This is a genomic window from Treponema socranskii subsp. socranskii VPI DR56BR1116 = ATCC 35536 (genome assembly GCF_000468115.1).
Lineage (GTDB): Bacteria > Spirochaetota > Spirochaetia > Treponematales > Treponemataceae > Treponema_D > Treponema_D socranskii.
Map to the genome: position 1 here is coordinate 132,640 of NZ_AVQI01000080.1, position 15,805 is coordinate 148,444.

At 52.5% G+C, this 15,805-nt stretch carries 13 protein-coding genes; 8 read left to right on the forward strand and 5 right to left on the reverse strand.

Annotation, left to right across the window (positions count from 1 at the left end; genetic code table 11):
* Positions 1 to 5: 5 nt before the first annotated feature.
* From HMPREF0860_RS11460 to recO, 4 genes are read right to left on the reverse strand one after another with little or no spacing between them, the layout of a single operon-like run.
* Entirely contained in the window at positions 6 to 1,025 is a 1,020-nt protein-coding gene (locus HMPREF0860_RS11460; protein WP_021331481.1) for a M23 family metallopeptidase, read from the reverse strand.
* A complete protein-coding gene (recJ, locus tag HMPREF0860_RS11465) occupies positions 1,018 to 3,165 on the reverse strand; it encodes a single-stranded-DNA-specific exonuclease RecJ (protein WP_021495791.1) in 2,148 nt (715 codons plus the stop codon). Before recJ ends, HMPREF0860_RS11460 begins: the two co-directional genes overlap by 8 nt.
* A 32-nt stretch (positions 3,166 to 3,197) precedes the next feature.
* Positions 3,198 to 4,550 (reverse strand): thymidine phosphorylase, encoded by a 1,353-nt coding sequence (locus tag HMPREF0860_RS11470; protein WP_021331503.1) that lies wholly within the window; start codon positions 4,548 to 4,550, stop codon positions 3,198 to 3,200.
* On the reverse strand, positions 4,547 to 5,326 hold the full coding sequence (recO, locus tag HMPREF0860_RS11475) for a DNA repair protein RecO (protein WP_038081839.1): 780 nt from the start codon (positions 5,324 to 5,326) through the stop codon (positions 4,547 to 4,549). Before recO ends, HMPREF0860_RS11470 begins: the two co-directional genes overlap by 4 nt.
* Positions 5,327 to 5,431: 105 nt before the next feature.
* Between recO and HMPREF0860_RS11480 the strand changes: the two genes are divergently transcribed.
* The 8 genes from HMPREF0860_RS11480 to HMPREF0860_RS11515 all read left to right on the forward strand — a co-directional run bounded on the left by HMPREF0860_RS11480 (position 5,432) and on the right by HMPREF0860_RS11515 (position 14,518).
* Positions 5,432 to 6,259 (forward strand): FAD synthetase family protein, encoded by an 828-nt coding sequence (locus tag HMPREF0860_RS11480; protein WP_021331420.1) that lies wholly within the window; start codon positions 5,432 to 5,434, stop codon positions 6,257 to 6,259.
* A 10-nt stretch (positions 6,260 to 6,269) separates the two neighbouring features.
* Positions 6,270 to 6,539, forward strand: coding sequence for a 30S ribosomal protein S15 (rpsO, locus tag HMPREF0860_RS11485; protein ID WP_016520482.1), 270 nt, complete (start codon positions 6,270 to 6,272; stop codon positions 6,537 to 6,539).
* Between the two features lie 400 nt (positions 6,540 to 6,939).
* A complete protein-coding gene (gene pnp / locus HMPREF0860_RS11490; protein WP_021331452.1) occupies positions 6,940 to 9,036 on the forward strand; it encodes a polyribonucleotide nucleotidyltransferase in 2,097 nt (698 codons plus the stop codon).
* 17 nt (positions 9,037 to 9,053) lie between these two features.
* Positions 9,054 to 9,503 carry a dUTP diphosphatase gene (dut, locus tag HMPREF0860_RS11495; protein WP_021331476.1) on the forward strand — a complete coding sequence of 150 codons (450 nt, stop codon included), beginning with the start codon at positions 9,054 to 9,056 and terminating at the stop codon, positions 9,501 to 9,503.
* On the forward strand, positions 9,500 to 10,759 hold the full coding sequence (locus HMPREF0860_RS11500; RefSeq protein WP_021331434.1) for an LptF/LptG family permease: 1,260 nt from the start codon (positions 9,500 to 9,502) through the stop codon (positions 10,757 to 10,759). The genes dut and HMPREF0860_RS11500 overlap by 4 nt, the downstream gene beginning before the upstream one ends.
* Positions 10,756 to 11,826, forward strand: coding sequence for an LptF/LptG family permease (locus tag HMPREF0860_RS11505; protein ID WP_021495786.1), 1,071 nt, complete (start codon positions 10,756 to 10,758; stop codon positions 11,824 to 11,826). Before HMPREF0860_RS11500 ends, HMPREF0860_RS11505 begins: the two co-directional genes overlap by 4 nt.
* Positions 11,827 to 11,828: 2 nt before the next feature.
* Positions 11,829 to 12,962, forward strand: a complete 1,134-nt coding sequence (gene tgt, locus HMPREF0860_RS11510; RefSeq protein ID WP_021331470.1) for a tRNA guanosine(34) transglycosylase Tgt — start codon at positions 11,829 to 11,831, stop codon at positions 12,960 to 12,962.
* Between the two features lie 41 nt (positions 12,963 to 13,003).
* Entirely contained in the window at positions 13,004 to 14,518 is a 1,515-nt protein-coding gene (locus HMPREF0860_RS11515; protein ID WP_021331453.1) for a HEAT repeat domain-containing protein, read from the forward strand.
* A gap of 129 nt (positions 14,519 to 14,647) precedes the next feature.
* On the opposite strand, the gene HMPREF0860_RS11520 is transcribed toward HMPREF0860_RS11515, so the two are convergent.
* Positions 14,648 to 15,802 (reverse strand): M20 metallopeptidase family protein, encoded by a 1,155-nt coding sequence (locus HMPREF0860_RS11520; protein ID WP_021331441.1) that lies wholly within the window; start codon positions 15,800 to 15,802, stop codon positions 14,648 to 14,650.
* Positions 15,803 to 15,805: the final 3 nt, after the last annotated feature.

Here is a 15,805-nt window from a genome sequence, read left to right on the forward strand (position 1 = left end):
CTGTCCTATTGCTGTTTTGTGTACGCGTAATCGCCGGTAAAAAAGTCCGGAGAGACGGCGCACATATTGAGCCGCACTTCCCAGTGCAGGTGAGGACCGGTCGCAAGCCCCGTTTTGCCCGAAAGCCCGAGCACATCTCCCTGTTTGACGTTCTGTCCTTCTTTGACGTTTAAAGCGCTCAAGTGATAGTAGAGGCTGTATAGACCCGGTGCGTGGGCGATGACGACGCTGAAGCCGGTCGTAATGCGGTTTTCCGCCATGACGACTTTTCCGTCAGCGCAGGCGGCGACGCTTGTGCCTTCGGGGACTCCGTAATCGATGCCGTAGTGCGCGGACGTCGCCGATTTTCCGTCCGTATAGCGGTAGATGCGCCTGTCGCCGAAAAGCGATGTCCTCCTCGTGTCCTGTGCGACGGGAGGCACAAAGGGCTTTACCGTGTAGACGTCGGAAAGGATGACCGTCCCCAAAAGCGCGTTCAGCTTTTCGATCTGTGCGACGCGCTCGGGGCTCGTATTCGTTCTGATTCCCGTGTTCCGCGCATCGAGTGCTATCGTTTCGCTGATAAAGTCTTTTTTAATAACGGTGATCGGAAGCGTAAACTCTTCGGCTTCCGCACCGAATGCGCTGTAGATGACTTTGATTGTATACGCTCCGTCTGAAACCCACATTGAGATCGGTACGTATGCTAAAAGCTCCTGTACGTTTTGCTTTTTCGCTTTTTGATTGATATAAAAAAATTGTGCCGAATCGATTTTTTTCGTTTCGGTGCGGAGTTCCGCTTGGGCGATCGTGTCTTTGACGGCGCGCTTTCGCTCTTTTCCCCGAAGCGTCATCCGAACGACGATCGCGTCTCCCGGCTCGGCTTTGGAATTGTACTGCACGTCGAGCGTGCACGCGCTTCCTTCAAACGAAGCCGTATCCGCTGATGTATAGGACGCGCAGAGAAGCGCAAAAATCGCGATACGGAAAAATTTCGAAAAAATTGCCAAAGGCGATTTTTCCGAGATACCTTTAAACTTATGCATGTCCGTGTTCTCCCGACCGAACGAAATCGGTGATTATCATTTGCGGCGTTACCGCTCCGTTGAAAGTATTTCTGTTCATCGAATACAAAACGTCGAGCGCATCGCCTTTGTTGAAGTCGCGTCCGAGCCGCTCTCCTTCGCCCCAAAAGAGCGCGGGGAATTTATATTTTCCGCAGTCGAACGTGATTTTCAAATGACGTCGTTCGCTTTTGCCGATGAGGGAGGCGTCGAATACGGGAAGTGCTTTCGATAAAAAAACGATTTCGCGGTTGCCTTCGCCGAAGGGTTCGAAAGCGTCGACAACCGAGAGAATTGCGGGCGAAAGGTAATTTGCAGGAAGTTCCGCATCCACGTCGAGGGTATCCGATTCGGAGTCGAGAGCTATGTGCGAAACCGCGTTTTTCAGTTTTTCGGTAAAAAGCGGAAGTTTTTCCCGCGGGAACGAAAAGCCCGCCGCGCAGTTGTGTCCGCCGTAGCTTATAAAGATATCGCCGAGTGAGGCGAGGAAGTCCGTCGCATTGAGGCCGCGGCAGCTTCGCATCGAACCGACCGCGACGTTTCCGTCGATAAAGGTGATTACAATCGCAGGCGTTTTGTATTTTGTCATGAGGCGCGAAGCGAGTATGCCCGTAACGCCTTTATTTATCCGCTCGTCGACGACGGTGCAGAGTTTTTTTCCGCAGCGCTCAAAGCTTTCTTCCGCTTGAATCGCCGTAACACTCGCTGCGTCTCCGACAAAGGCTTTTCTTTTTTCATTGAGTTCGATGATCTCTTCGGCTCTTTTTTCCCTCACGGCGGCATCGGGCGAAATGAGCATTTCGAGGGCGGCGTTCGACTGTCCCATGCGGCCTGCGGCGTTGAGAGCAGGGATAACCGTCCACGACAGATCGGAAGAACTTATCTTTTTTCCCGCGACGGAAAGACGCGAAAATAATTCGGCGAGTCCCGGCCGCACCTTCCCTTCGTTTATCGCGTCCAATCCCGCCCTCACGAGGATCCTGTTTTCGTCTTTTAGCGGCATGATATCGGCGATCGCGGCGATGGCGACGAGTTCGAGATCGTTTTGCCGGTCGGCAAGCTTTTGCTTCGTTTCCATTTTCTTTTCGGCAAAACTTACGAATATATTGTAAAAGCCGTCGATTTCGCTTATCGGATGCGAGCTGTATTTTGCGATGCGGGAAGCGTCTTTCGCTTCGAGGATGCTCATGCGCGAAAGAGAGGGGATGAGTTTTGAAACTTCCGGACGGAGATCTGCCGTATTGAATTCGACGCCGCGTCCGAATACGGCGGCAAGCTGTTTTTTTACGGCGTCTTCGTTCCATGTAAAAATCTGCGCGCCTTTCAAAAATTCGGGAAGTTTCGTCTGTGCTATCGATATGCCTCCGCCCCTTATGTGCTCCGAAAGGGATGCCGTGCGGACGAGGTTTTGCACTTTTACGCAGTCGATGTATACGCCTTCCGTTTCGGCTGGCCTCACATTCAAAAACGCGATTTCCGCTTTGTACAATTCCGATTCGCTGAAGCGGAGCGCTTCGACGAGCTTGTACGAAACCGCCGCACCCGAAATATCGGCAAAGGGATAGCCCGAATCTTTTACTTTCGGGTCGAGAATCGCAGAGGCATCGGGAAGCGTTTCGGGAGGATTATGGTGATCGGTGACGATGACGTCGATACCGAGCTCTCTCGCGTGCTCGATTTCGGCCGCGTTTGAAATGCCGCAGTCGACCGTTATGATGAGCGAACCGTAGTCTTTTGCAAAGTCGTCGACCGCCTGCATCGAAAGACCGTAGGCATCGTCTCCGACGGGAAGCCGCCACGAAACGTCATAGCCGCTCCTTTGCAAATACGTGTAGAGGATGGCCGTCGCGCTTACGCCGTCGACATCGCGGTCGCCGAAAATCAATATCTTTTCGCCCTCTTCTTTTGCACTCGTAATGCGGTCGACCGCATCTTCCATATTTGAAAACAAAAAAGGGTTGTGCAAAAAGCGCAGATCGCTTTCTTTGAAGTAGAGCACGTCGTTCGCCTGCGTAATGCCGCGCCGCACCATAATCGAAGCGGTGAGCACGTCGACGTCGTACAAGTCACACAGCGCTTTTACCGCTTCCCTCGATACCTCTTTTTTACGCCATTCTTTCAAAATCACAATCCTTTATCAATGTGGTCAATTTTTTACTGCCGTATCGTTTTCAGGATAAGCGGTTTTTTATCGAGAGCTGTGTCGGAGTAGGCGAGGGCATCTTCGATTTTTCGCTTCGCGCTCGTAAGACACGCTTCGTCTTTTCCGTATATGTCGAGGATGCGATCCCCCTTGTGCACGAAGTCTCCCGTTTTCGCATGCACGATAAAGCCCGCGTCGGGGCATACGGCATCGCTCGTTTTATTTCGCCCGACACCCAAATCGATCCCCGCAAGACCGACTGAAAGAGAGTCGAGCGTGAGAAAGCCGCTTGCTTGAGCTTCGAGCGATGCGTGATGGGGCGAACGCCTCTTTCCGATTTCCGAAAGGAGCTTTGCAGGATTTCCGCCCTGGTCTTCGACGTTTTGTAAAAACTTTTCGCGCGCCGCCCCCGATTCGACTGCATGTTTGCATTGAGCGAGGGCGTCCGCTTCCGTTTTCGCTTTGCCTCCGAGCAAAAGCATTTCACTGCAAAGTGCGTACGTTTCTTCCATAACGTCTTCGGGTCCGCGTCCTTCGAGACACTCGATCGTCTCTTCGATTTCGAGAAAGTTTCCGACTTTTTTTCCGAGCGGCGTGTCCATGCCGGTGATGAAAGCGGACGCTTTTTTGCCCATGGCGGACGCCGTTTTTACGAGCGAGAGAGCGAGGGATTCCGCATCGTACATCGATTTCATAAATGCGCCCGAACCGCACTTTACGTCGAAAACGAGCGCATCGCTTCCTTCCGCAACCTTTTTCGATAATATACTCGACGTGATGAGAGACACCGATTCTACGGTTCCCGTCACATCTCGGAGCGCGTACAAAAGCCTGTCGGCGGGGACGATCTTTTTCGTTTGCCCCGTCATCGCAAAGCCGGTCTTAGCGATAAGTTTTGCAAAGGTTTCAGGGGTGAGATCGGTTCGATAGCCTTCGATCGATTCGAGTTTGTCGAGAGTGCCGCCCGTATAGCCGAGCGCGCGCCCGCTCATCATCGGAACCTGTACGCCGCAACACGCCGCGATCGGCGCAAGCGGGAGCGAAATCTTGTCTCCGACGCCGCCGGTTGAATGTTTATCGACAAAGGGGCCGGAAAGACGGGCGGCTCTCAAGTCGATGACATCGCCCGAGCGGAGCATGACGTCGGTGAGCATACCCGTTTCTTCGAATGTCATGCCGTTAAAATAGATCGCCATAAGCCACGAAGCGATTTGATAATCGGGAATCGTCCCTTCTACATAGCCCGAAACCATAAACGCGATCTCTTCGCGTGTGAGAGCGGTACTTTGTGCGATCTTTTGCGTTCCGTCTTCGCCGCGGACAAAGGTGCCGCGCTTTTTTGCAATGATATCCGTCGCTTTCATAATATACCCATCCCTGTTGCAAGCGATTGTAATTTTGTGCCGGCCGCCTGTTCCGAAAGAAAAAAGACGAGCCGTTTGAGTTCGCCGAGCGCTTCGTCCGACACTTCGAATGCGCGCGCTTCATGCGGACTTAAACGCGAAACCGCGTCGAGATAGCGTACGGCGCCTAAAGAAAGCATAAAACGGTTGGCGCTCTCTTCCCGTGCGGCACACGAGGGGCAGAAAAAACCGTTTTCAGCCGCATTGTATACTACCGCATCGCCCGTCAAATTTCCAGTGTCAAAACTGCGAGCGCACGACGCGCACGATGAAGCGTCGCTTTGAATGCCGAGCAGTTCCATATAGCGCCATAAAAAGCGGACGAGCCCCCGCTCGCACTGGCTTCCCTGCGCAATTTCAAGTCCGTCGAAAAATCCCGAAGCGAGGCGCCAGCACGATTCGAAACTGCCGGCACACTTCGTTTTGATGACGAGTTCCGCCGCGAGAGAGGCCGCGTAGGACTTGTAGAGGTTTTCGCGGAACGAAAGGTGATAGCGCTTTACATCGAAATCCGATATCTTTACGTTGCGTTCGAAATTGTCCGCTTCTTTGCAGTAAAAATACGCCGTACCCGCGTTCCACACGGAAACGAGGGAGCGCAGTTTGCTCTTTGCCCCTCCGTAGAGCGTCGCGTAGACCGTGCCGCGCTCTTTTGTCAAAAAACAAACCGAGCTGTTAAGTTCTCCGAGCGGCTTTACCGAAAAAACGATCGCCTCCGTAACGTAATTTCGCGGCATGGCTCTATGATAACCGGAATAGCGCGTTTTGTACATTGTCCGCACTCTGCGGCACGTATTTTTTCGGCGCGACATTTTTTTCGAAATGTGATAGAGTATGCCGTCATGATACGTTTTACGTGGGAAGAGATCGAAAGCGTCATCGCCGGAAAAAGGGATGTCCCCGATGTGTTCGCGCGCGGTACGGCGCTCACGGTCGGCAACTTCGACGGCCCTCATATCGGGCACGATTCGCTGTTCGCCCTCGTCCGAGCTGAAGCGGAAAAAGACGGCCTTACACCCGGTGTCGTCGCGTTTAAGCAATCGCTCGGCGCTTTCAAATCCGAGGGATTTTACGAGGGTGATCTTTCGACGCTCGCGCAACGGCTTTCGGTCATAGAAGCGAGGGGCATGGCGTTCGCGATACTGATTGACTTTTCCGATAAATTCGGTAAAATAGAAGGACGCAGTTTTTTATCGATGCTCGTGCACGGCTGCGGCATGAAATTCATCGCGGAAGGATGGGATTTCCGCTGCGGTTACCGCGGTGCATACGGCATGAAAGAAATCCGCGCGTTTTCCCTCGAAAGCGGCATCGTTTCGGAGTTTCCGGAACCGACGCTGTATAAAGGTGAGCGTGTAAGCTCTTCGCTTATCCGTCTGCGTATTTTCGAAGGTGATATCCGTTCGGCCGAAGCCATGCTCGGCAGAAAATACGTGCTCGACTGTTCGGCTTCCGTTTGGAAAAAGGACGGATGCGCGCTTACGGCAGAACGAAGCGCTTTTGCGCAAGTGCTGCCCGAACGCGGTACTTACGGCGTTCGTGTCATAGCCGACGGATATACAGCGGAAGCCCGCTTTACGGCAGAATCTCATATCCTTCGCCTTGAGAATTTGCAAAAAGACGTGCGGCATATAAAGGCTGTAGAATTTATAAGAACGATAAAAGAATAGGAGTATACGAATGGCACTCTCGAAAGAAGCGGCATCCGCCGTTATCGCAAAATACGGTGTAAACGAACACGACACCGGCAACACAAAAGTGCAGGTCGCCCTGCTTACCGAACGCATCCAGCAGCTCACGGAGCACGAACGCGCCTTTCCGAAAGACAAAAGCGCAAAGCGCGCGCTGTTGAAAATCGTCGGTGCTCGGCGGAAGCTCTTAAAATATTTCGAGCGGACAAACCTCGAAGCGTACCGCTCTCTTATCAAAGAGCTCGGTATCCGTAAATAACGCAAGCAAAAAAGCCTGCATGACCGCTTGCTCTGGCGGCGCAGGCTTTTTTTATAGGTCGAATGTCGAGTTTGGAAAGTATCAGCTACTAAAGCTGTGCTTACGGTGAGAACCCGTCCGCTTAGCCGCGGTCGAGCTTTTTAAGACAGGCTTCCGTAAGCCTAACGCTCGAAACGGCACGCAGCCGGAACCTCGCCGTAAGCATAATTTGATTTACTTTCCAAACTCGCCCTTCAGTTGGTGAGCAAAGAGGATGGAAAATTTCGAGTTTCGAAAAACTCGAAATTGAACCTTAAATAGCTTTTGCGATATCGGTCGGCATTCCGGCCGATGCACGTGAACATGAATTTTATTGATTATTAATTTGGGAAAAGAACGACAAAGAATTGAGAAGGACAAGATGGTACAAAGAGTAACTGCGAGAGTCGGAGACGCCGACTTGATTTTGGAGACGGGAAGGATAGGCAAACAGGCAAACGGCTGCGTATTCGCTCAGTGGGGCGGAGCGGCGGTCATTGCGACGGTGTGCGCATCGCACGATGCGGTTGAGGGTATGGATTACGTTCCGGTCACCGTCGATTACAACGAAAAATTTTACGCTGCGGGAAAGATACCCGGCGGCTTTGTAAAGCGGGAAGGGCGGCCGAAAGATAAGGAAATCCTCGTCTCGCGCCTTATCGACCGGCCGATGCGGCCGCTGTTCGAAATGGCATTCGGACGCGAAATTCAAATCGTGCCGACCTGCGTTTCCGCCGACGGCGTTCATACGCAGGATATCATTGCGGTTATCGCGGCGAGCGCTGCGGTGACGATTTCGGACATTCCGTTTCACGGGCCTGTCGCCGCCTGCCGCGTCGCATATTTGAACGGCGAATACGTCGTCAACCCGACGTTTGCGCAAATCGAAAAGGCCGATTTGGAAATCGTCGTCGCGGGTACAGCCGAGGGCTTTACGATGGTCGAAGGCGGCGCGAACGAAGCGTCGGAAGACGTGATGCTCGGCGCGCTCGAAAAAGCGCAGGGCTTTATCACGGAAATGTGCCGACTGCAGGAAGAGCTGCAAAAATTGTGCGGCAAAGAAAAGCTTCCGCTCGCGCCTCTTTCGGTGACGCTTGCAAATGCGGAAGCGATCGAAGCCGAAGCGACGCCGCTCATGAAAGAAGCGTGTTTCCGTGACGGCAAAATGGAGCGGAGCGCCGCAGTCAAAGCGGTCAAAAATAAAATCGCCGAAAAATACGCCGAACAGCTTTCGGACGAAGTGCAGAAAAAACTCTTCGGCGCGCTCATGGACGACATTCAGTATAAACTGCTGCGCAAAGCGATTCTCGACGAAGGCGTGCGCATAGACGGACGCAAGTGCGACGAAATCCGTCCGATCACGTGCGAAATCAACGTGCTGCCGCGTCCGCACGGTTCGGCACTCTTTACGCGCGGCGAAACGCAGTCGCTCGCGGTGACGACGCTCGGTACGACGCTCGACGAACAGGCCTACGACGATATCGACGGAAACAGAAGCGAACACTTTATCCTGCACTACAATTTCCCGCCGTATTCGGTCGGAGAAGTCGGCAGGCTTATGACCGGCCGCCGCGAAATCGGACACGGAAACCTCGCCCGCCGCTCGCTCGCGCCTATGGTGCCGGGCAGAGACGAATTCCCGTATACGATCCGCGTCGTTTCGGAAATCATGGAATCGAACGGTTCGTCATCACAAGCGTCTACTTGCGGCGGTTGTCTTTCTCTGCTTGCCGCCGGTGTGCCGATGAAAAAGATGGTCGCGGGGGTCGCGATGGGGCTCATCACCGACGGACCGAAATACGAAAAGTATAAAATCCTTTCCGATATCCTCGGCGAAGAGGATCACTTGGGCGATATGGATTTTAAAGTCGCGGGAACGAAAGACGGCATCACCGGTTTCCAGATGGACATAAAGATTGCGGGTGTTTCGACCGAAATCATGCGCGAAGCGCTCGCTCAGGCGAAAGCCGGCCGCTTGCATATTTTGTCGATTATGGAAAAGACGATCGATAAGCCGCAGCCGATCAGCCGCTATGCGCCGAAGATCATTTCCATGAAAATCCCCGTCGATAAAATCGGTGCGCTCATCGGACCGGGCGGAAAAAATATCAAAGCGCTCTGTGCCGACTACGATGTTACGATCAACACGGATGACGACGGAACGGTTACGATTTACGGAAAGACGGGTACTGCCGCCGAAGAAGCGAAAAAAGCCGTCAAAGGCATCACCGAAGATCCGGAGCCGGGAACGATCTACAACGGAACCGTCAAGCGCATTATGGACTTCGGCGCTTTCGTCGAAATCCTTCCGGGAAAAGAAGGGCTTTGCCATATTTCAAAGCTTTCGCATTCCCGCGTCGAAAAAGTTACCGATGTGCTTAAAGAAGGCCAGCAGATTCCCGTAAAGCTGCTCGAAGTCGATAAGATGGGACGGCTGAACCTTTCGTACATCGACGCGCTCGACGAACAGGCGAAATAACGAACGAGGAAAGAGCCGTGACAAAACCGGTCGCCGTTGCGTGTACCGCGCTTTCTGGCGCTCTTCTTCCCGAATACAAAACGGAAGGAGCTGCGGGCGCGGATATATCCGCGTTTCTCCCGTCTCCCGTAACGATAGAGCGCGGCGCCTTTGCGCTCATTCCGACGGGCTTATGCTTTGCAATTCCCGAAGGCTTTGAAGCGCAAGTGAGGCCGCGTTCGGGGCTGGCAGCGAAGTCCGGCGTTACGGTTTTAAATGCGCCCGGTACGATCGACAGCGACTACCGCGGCGAAGTGAAAGTCATCCTCGTCAATTTCGGAAAAGAACCCTTTGTCGTGCAAAACGGCGACCGCATCGCGCAAATCGTTGTCGCACCCGTTACGCAGGCGGATTTCGTCAAAGCGGATTTTCTCGATAAAACCGTACGCGGGGAGGGCGGCTTCGGTTCTACCGGAGTAAACGTATGAAGCGCGGGGGCGCCGATTCGGGCGGCTCGTATTGCGCCGCACTTCGCAGGTATTTTTCCGCGTTTCGTCGGTATCTTTCCGTCTTGAAAAATCGTTTTACCGATTGTGCGCAATCCGTTCGGACAAAGCTTTTCGGCGCTTCTCTCCGCCCTCACGTTCTTACCCGCTATCTCGTGCGCGAGCTTTTGCTGTATTTTTCCGTCGCTTTTTTATTTTTCTTTACAATCTTTTTCGTCAATCAGATTTTGCTCATCGCGGAAAATATTTTAAGGCAGGGCGCTCCCGTGTGGGACGTCGTAAAGCTTATGACGTACAGTCTTCCGTTTATCGTCGCGCAGTCTTCCCCCTTTGCCACTCTCGTCGGCTTTCTTATGTGTTTGGGACGCTTTATGAGCGACAACGAAATTATTATTTTCCGGGCATCGGGCTTCAGTTACGCTCACATTTTAACTCCGGTACTCGTCATGGGGCTCGCCATTTCGATTGCGTCCTTTTTCGTAAACGATTATCTTTTGCCGCTCGGCACGATCCGCTACAACCGTCTGCGCCGTATGATTTTGTCGTCGAATCCCGCCGTCGCCCTCGAGTCTCATTCGGTAAAGCACCTCAATACAGCGACGCTCGTTACCGGAGATGTGTCCGACACGAAAGTTTCCGACCTCGTCATCATCGATACGGGAAGCGACGGGAGAGTGCGTGTCATTTCTGCAGGCGAATCGGAGCTGAAATCGGTGCGCAAAGAGGGCGTACTCATGCAGCTTACGATGACCGATGCGCTCTCGCTCTTTTTAGGCGCGAATTCGTTTTCCGATTACGACCGGCTTTCATCGGATACGGTGACGTTCAATCTTTTTGAAAGCGCTTTTTTCAGCGACGGCGGAAGTACGAGCCCGCGTGAAATGACGTCTTACGATTTGGGAAGGGCGCTGCGCGATATGAAAAAAAACGCCGATACCGATAAACGCACGCTCAACAACTATACGCTCGAATACAATAAAAAATTTTCGCTGCCGTTCGGCTCGCTTTTTTTCGCGCTCCTCGCGCTGCCGCTTGCGTTTTTGTTCGGCAGGCAAAACGGACAGACGATAGGCATGATCGTCGGAATCATCATCAGCTTTTTGTATTGGACGATGATGATACTCGGCCAGTACGCGTCGAGCAGAAACGGCTTTAACGGATTTTGGAGCATGTGGATTCCGAATATCGTTACGGGCGCGGCGGGGGCGGCGTTTTATATCGCGCTGAAAAAGCGATGACGCTCGTAAAATATTTATTTAAACGGTTTTTGCCCGTCTTTTTAGGCGCCGTATTTTTTTCGGCGATCGTTTTAAATCTCGTCGATCTTTTGATAAACTTGTGGCGCTATATTCAAAATCAAGTGCCGGCTTCCGTCGTGTTTAAAATCATGGCGCTCTATACGCCGAAAACGATTTGGTACGCCGTCCCCATGGGTATCCTCTTCGCTTCATCTTATACGCTGAGCGCTCTCTATGCGAACAACGAGCTTACGGCCGTGTTTGCCTCAGGAGTCTCTCTTTTCCGTTTTACAGCTCCGCTTTTACTTTTGTCGCTCGTTTTGAGTTTCGGTTTGTTTTTTCTCGACGACGCGCTCGCCGTCACTACCTATGCGCAAAAGCAAAAGCTGCAAAGCACCGTTTTGAATCAGGAAAAAACGCTCGACAACGATGCGATAGTCATCCTCGCCGAAGGGGGCAATCTCATCTATAAGGCCGCCGTCTACGACGATGCGCAAAAGCGGCTTTACGATCTGTATTGTATTTTTCGAGGCGACGATAAAAAACTTGAAGCCGTCATTCACGCCGATTCCGCGCTGTGGGATACGGACTGCTGGAGACTGCAAAACGCGGTGCAGTTTTCGCTTGCAGGCGGGACGGTTACGCGCAGTGTTCCCGACGCCGCTTTTACTTCCCGCCTTGCAGAACCCTTTGAAACGTTTCGGAACAACGTCGTTTCGGTCGAAGAGGTTACGGTGCGCGAAGCGAAAGAATATATCGAACACTTGATGCGGACGGGGCTGCCGTTCGGAGAAGCGCTTTCGCTGTACTACAAAAAGTTTGCGTTTCCGTTTATCGTGTTTATCGTCGTCTTCCTTTCAATCGGCCTTTCCGGGCGATCGAGAAAAAACGTCATGCTCATAAGTCTCGCGCTTTCGATCGGAGCTGCGGTTTTGTTTTACGTGACGCAGATGATTACGATGCTCCTTGCAAAGTTCGGTTATATAACCGCCTTTTCCGGAGCGTGGTTTCCGGTTATCCTGTTTATCATAGCGAGCGCCCTCCTTTTGCGCTTTACGAGGACATAAAAGTGAATATTTTTGAAGTGCACCATACGAGTTCCGACGGCTCGGCGCGGACGGGGCTGTTGACGCTGCCGCACGGCACTGTCCGAACTCCCGTCTTTATGCCGGTCGGAACGAATGCGACGGTCAAAGCCGTGTCGAAAGAATCGCTCGAAGAGATCGGCTTTGAAATCATCCTCGCCAATACCTACCACCTTTTTTTGCGCCCCGGCTCCGATTTGATAAAAGAAGCGGGCGGGCTGCACGGTTTTTCGAAGTGGCAAAAAAATTTTCTCACCGATTCCGGCGGTTTCCAAGTGTTTTCGCTCGCAAAGCTTCGGAAGATCGGCGCTGAAGGCGTCGCGTTCCAAAGTCACATCGACGGTTCGCGGCACTTTTTTACGCCCGAAAACGTCGTTGAAACGCAGGCGAAATTCAACAGCGATATTCAAATGCAGCTCGACGTGTGCACGGGCTGGAATGAAGGCAGAAAAGAAGCCGAGCGCGCTCTGGCGATTACGACGGATTGGGCGAAGCGGGCGCTTTCGGAGTGGAAGCGGGAGACCGAGCGCGGCTATCGCGGTTTTCTTTTTCCGATCGTTCAGGGTAATTTTTTTGAAGATCTCCGCAAAGAAAGCGCTCTCTTCGTTTCGTCTCTCGATACGGCGGGCATCGCGATCGGCGGTCTTTCCGTCGGAGAACCCGCTGAAGAGTTCGCACGCTTTTTGCAGTATACGGTGCAATACTTACCCGAAGCGAAACCGAAATACGTTATGGGAATCGGTACGCCCGAATACATACTCGAAGCGGTCGCCTCCGGCATCGATATGTTCGACTGCGTGCTTCCGACGCGCAATGCGCGCAACGGTTCGTACTTTACGCACGACGGTATGCTGTCGATAAAACAGGAACGCTTTGCGCACGATTTTTCTCCGATAGATGCCGAGTGCACGTGCAAAGTGTGCCGCACCTATTCCCGCGCCTATCTCCGTCACCTTTTCAAAGAGCAGGAAATACTCAGTGCGATGCTTTCATCGTATCACAATCTCTATTTTCTTCACGCGATGATGGGCGAAATCCGTAACGCGATCGAAGAGAACAGGTTTTTAGAGTATAAGCGCGATTTTCTTGCGCGATTCGGCACCGGAACCATCCGATAATATAAACAACGGATAATAAATCACCGGATCGAGGATTGGCTATGAAGATACACTATGCCGCAGCTGCCCTGACTTTTTTTGTGCTGCAGCCCTTTTGCCGTGTTCCCGCCGCTATGAACGCTTCGGCTTTTGCCCAAAGCGCTTCGACTTCTTCGGCGCAAAGCGCGGCACCGGCCGGAACTTCTGTCGACGGCGCTTCCAAATTCAAAAAAGCCGTCACGATACCTCAGGCAAAGCGCCCGGCAGCTCCCGATAAAGAAAAGAGCGAAAAAGCCGCTCTTTCCGATAAAAGCCCCGACACTGTAAAAGAATACCGCGATACGTTCCGCTACGGTGTGTCGCCCGAAATCACGTCGCTTTTGCAAAAGTGCATAGACAACGACGATCCCCGCTTTTCGGACGACGCGTACGATTTATTTCATACGACGCGCTCTTCGCAAGTGCGCGAAAAGATTCTCGAATATTTTACGCATCTGAAAGATCCGTGTTTGGAGGATTATGCCGTCGGCGTTTTGGACGATCCCTACGATACGAAAAACAGCACGGTCGAAGCGGTGTTCCGCTACGTTTCTGCGGTAAAGTGCAAAGAAGCGCTTCCGGCAGTTCTCGCCCTTTTGGATACGGACAGCGACGCGTATTTTCAAGCCGCGCTTACGACGATCGGAGAAATCGGCGGGCCGGAAGAAGCGCAGTATCTTGCCGGCTATATCGACCGCGATGATTTGACCGTGCCTCAAAAACAAGCGCTCGCTCGCGTGCTCGGAAAACTGCATGCAACTGAAACGTGGGCGAAGCTCGTTTCGATTGCGCAAAATGAAGACGAAAACGCTTTTGTGCGGATGTACGCAGCGGAAGCGATCGGCGCGATGCAAAAAAGCGAATCGATTCCGATCCTTGCCGAACTCTACGAATCATCCGATCCGAATTTCCGCCAGTACGTCATAAAAGGATTGTCTCACTATCCCGGAAGCGATGAGGCGAAAGAAGTCATCGTGCAGGGCATCCGCGACGAACACTATAAAGTGCGCCTCGAAGCGATAGCCGCAGTAAAAAAACTCAAATTTACCGAAGCGTCTCCGTACCTCGTCTACCGTGCAAAAAACGATAAAGAAAAAGTCGTCAAAACTGCGTGTTACGATGCGCTCGCATCCCTCGGCACAAAAGACGGAAACGGCTGCCTCATAGAGATCGTCTCCGATCCGAAGTCAGGCGATACGGCAAAGGTGGATGCGGCAAAAGCGCTCGTTTCTCAAGGCTCGGTCGGTGAAAAAGAGATACTCGCCCTTGCCGGAGAAACGCTCAAAGACGATAGACGGAAGCAGCTCCGCTACGCGCTCGGAAAACTTTTTGCAAAGTACGCGCGAGCGGGCTATGCGGATATCTGCCGCGATTTTTTGCTTTCAAAAGATGCGGCGACGGTGAGTCTCGGCCTCGATATGTACGCTAAAGCGAAATACGCTTCCGCTTCCGCCGCCGTCGTCTCTCTTGCGAACGATAAAAAATCGGGGGCAAACGGAGGACGCGCTCGGAAGATTCTCGGCATGAGCGAAGAGTAGGGGACGATTGTTTTACCTGTGTTTACCGCACGGGGCTTTTCGATTGCCTTGCCGACGGGACGATAGGCTCGAATCGATCTTATCAATTGCACTTTGTTTGCATTTGATGCATGGGGGTAGCGGTACCGATTATTTTCTTCGTATAAAATCGATATAAAATCGAACGGCATTTGCCAGTGCCGATTCGTCCATATCGAATTTACTGCTGTGGTGCGCGTACCCGATCCCTTTCGCTTCGTTTCTGATACCGATAAATGCATAGAAACCGGGGAATTCCTGCAAATAACAAGCGTAATTATCCGATCCCATAATTTTTTCAAACGGAATGACGTTTTCGTTCCCGAAAACGGCTTCGGCCGCCGGCAGCGCTTTTTCGACGGAAGCGGCGTCGTTTACGACCGGCGGAAGTTCGGCGAGCGTTTTCCATTCGACTTTTGCCCCCGTCAATATTTCCGCCGCTTTACAGCTTCGGTCGACGATGGAAAACAGATGTGCTTTTCCACTATCCGAAAAATACCGCATCGTTCCGCCGAGTTCTGCCCGGTCGGGAATGATATTGGTCGCCGTTCCGCTGTGAAACGATCCGAAGCTGAGCGTACTGTGCCGCAGCGGATTGAATTCCCTGTCTTTAATACGGAACGCTTCCCCGATAATGAGTGCGCCTGCATTTATGGGATCGATCCCCTGATCGGGCCTTGATCCGTGACAGCTTTTTCCCGTTACGGTAATGTGAAAGCTCGTCATTCCGGCCATAACCGCGCCTGCTTGCAGCGCCATTTTACCGGCGGGGATATCCGCCCATAGATGCGAACTGATGACGGCTTCCAACTTTCCGACGGTTTTAAGATACGCGATGATCGCTTCGTGTCCCTGCGCGATTTCTTCGGCTTGCTGAAAACACAGATAGACGGTACCGGCAAGTTCGGCGCGCATGGCTGCAAGCTCGCGAGCGAAAGCCAAAAGAATCGCAATGTGCCCGTCATGACCGCATGCGTGCATACAGCCTTCGTGCGTCGATTTAAAAGAGAGACCGGTATCTTCGTCGATAGGCAGTGCATCGATATCGGCACGAAACGCATAGGTTTTACCGGGCAGATCGCCTTTGATACATGCAACCGTTCCGTATTCGCCGACCGGTTCATACGACACACCCGATTTTTTCAGTTCGTCCCGAATGTTTTCGGCCGTTTCTTTTTCCTTTAAAGAAAGTTCCGGTATTTTGTGAAAGCGCCGCCGTTGAGCGACAACGTATTCTTCCATATCTTTCAGCATAGTATTGCCCATAAA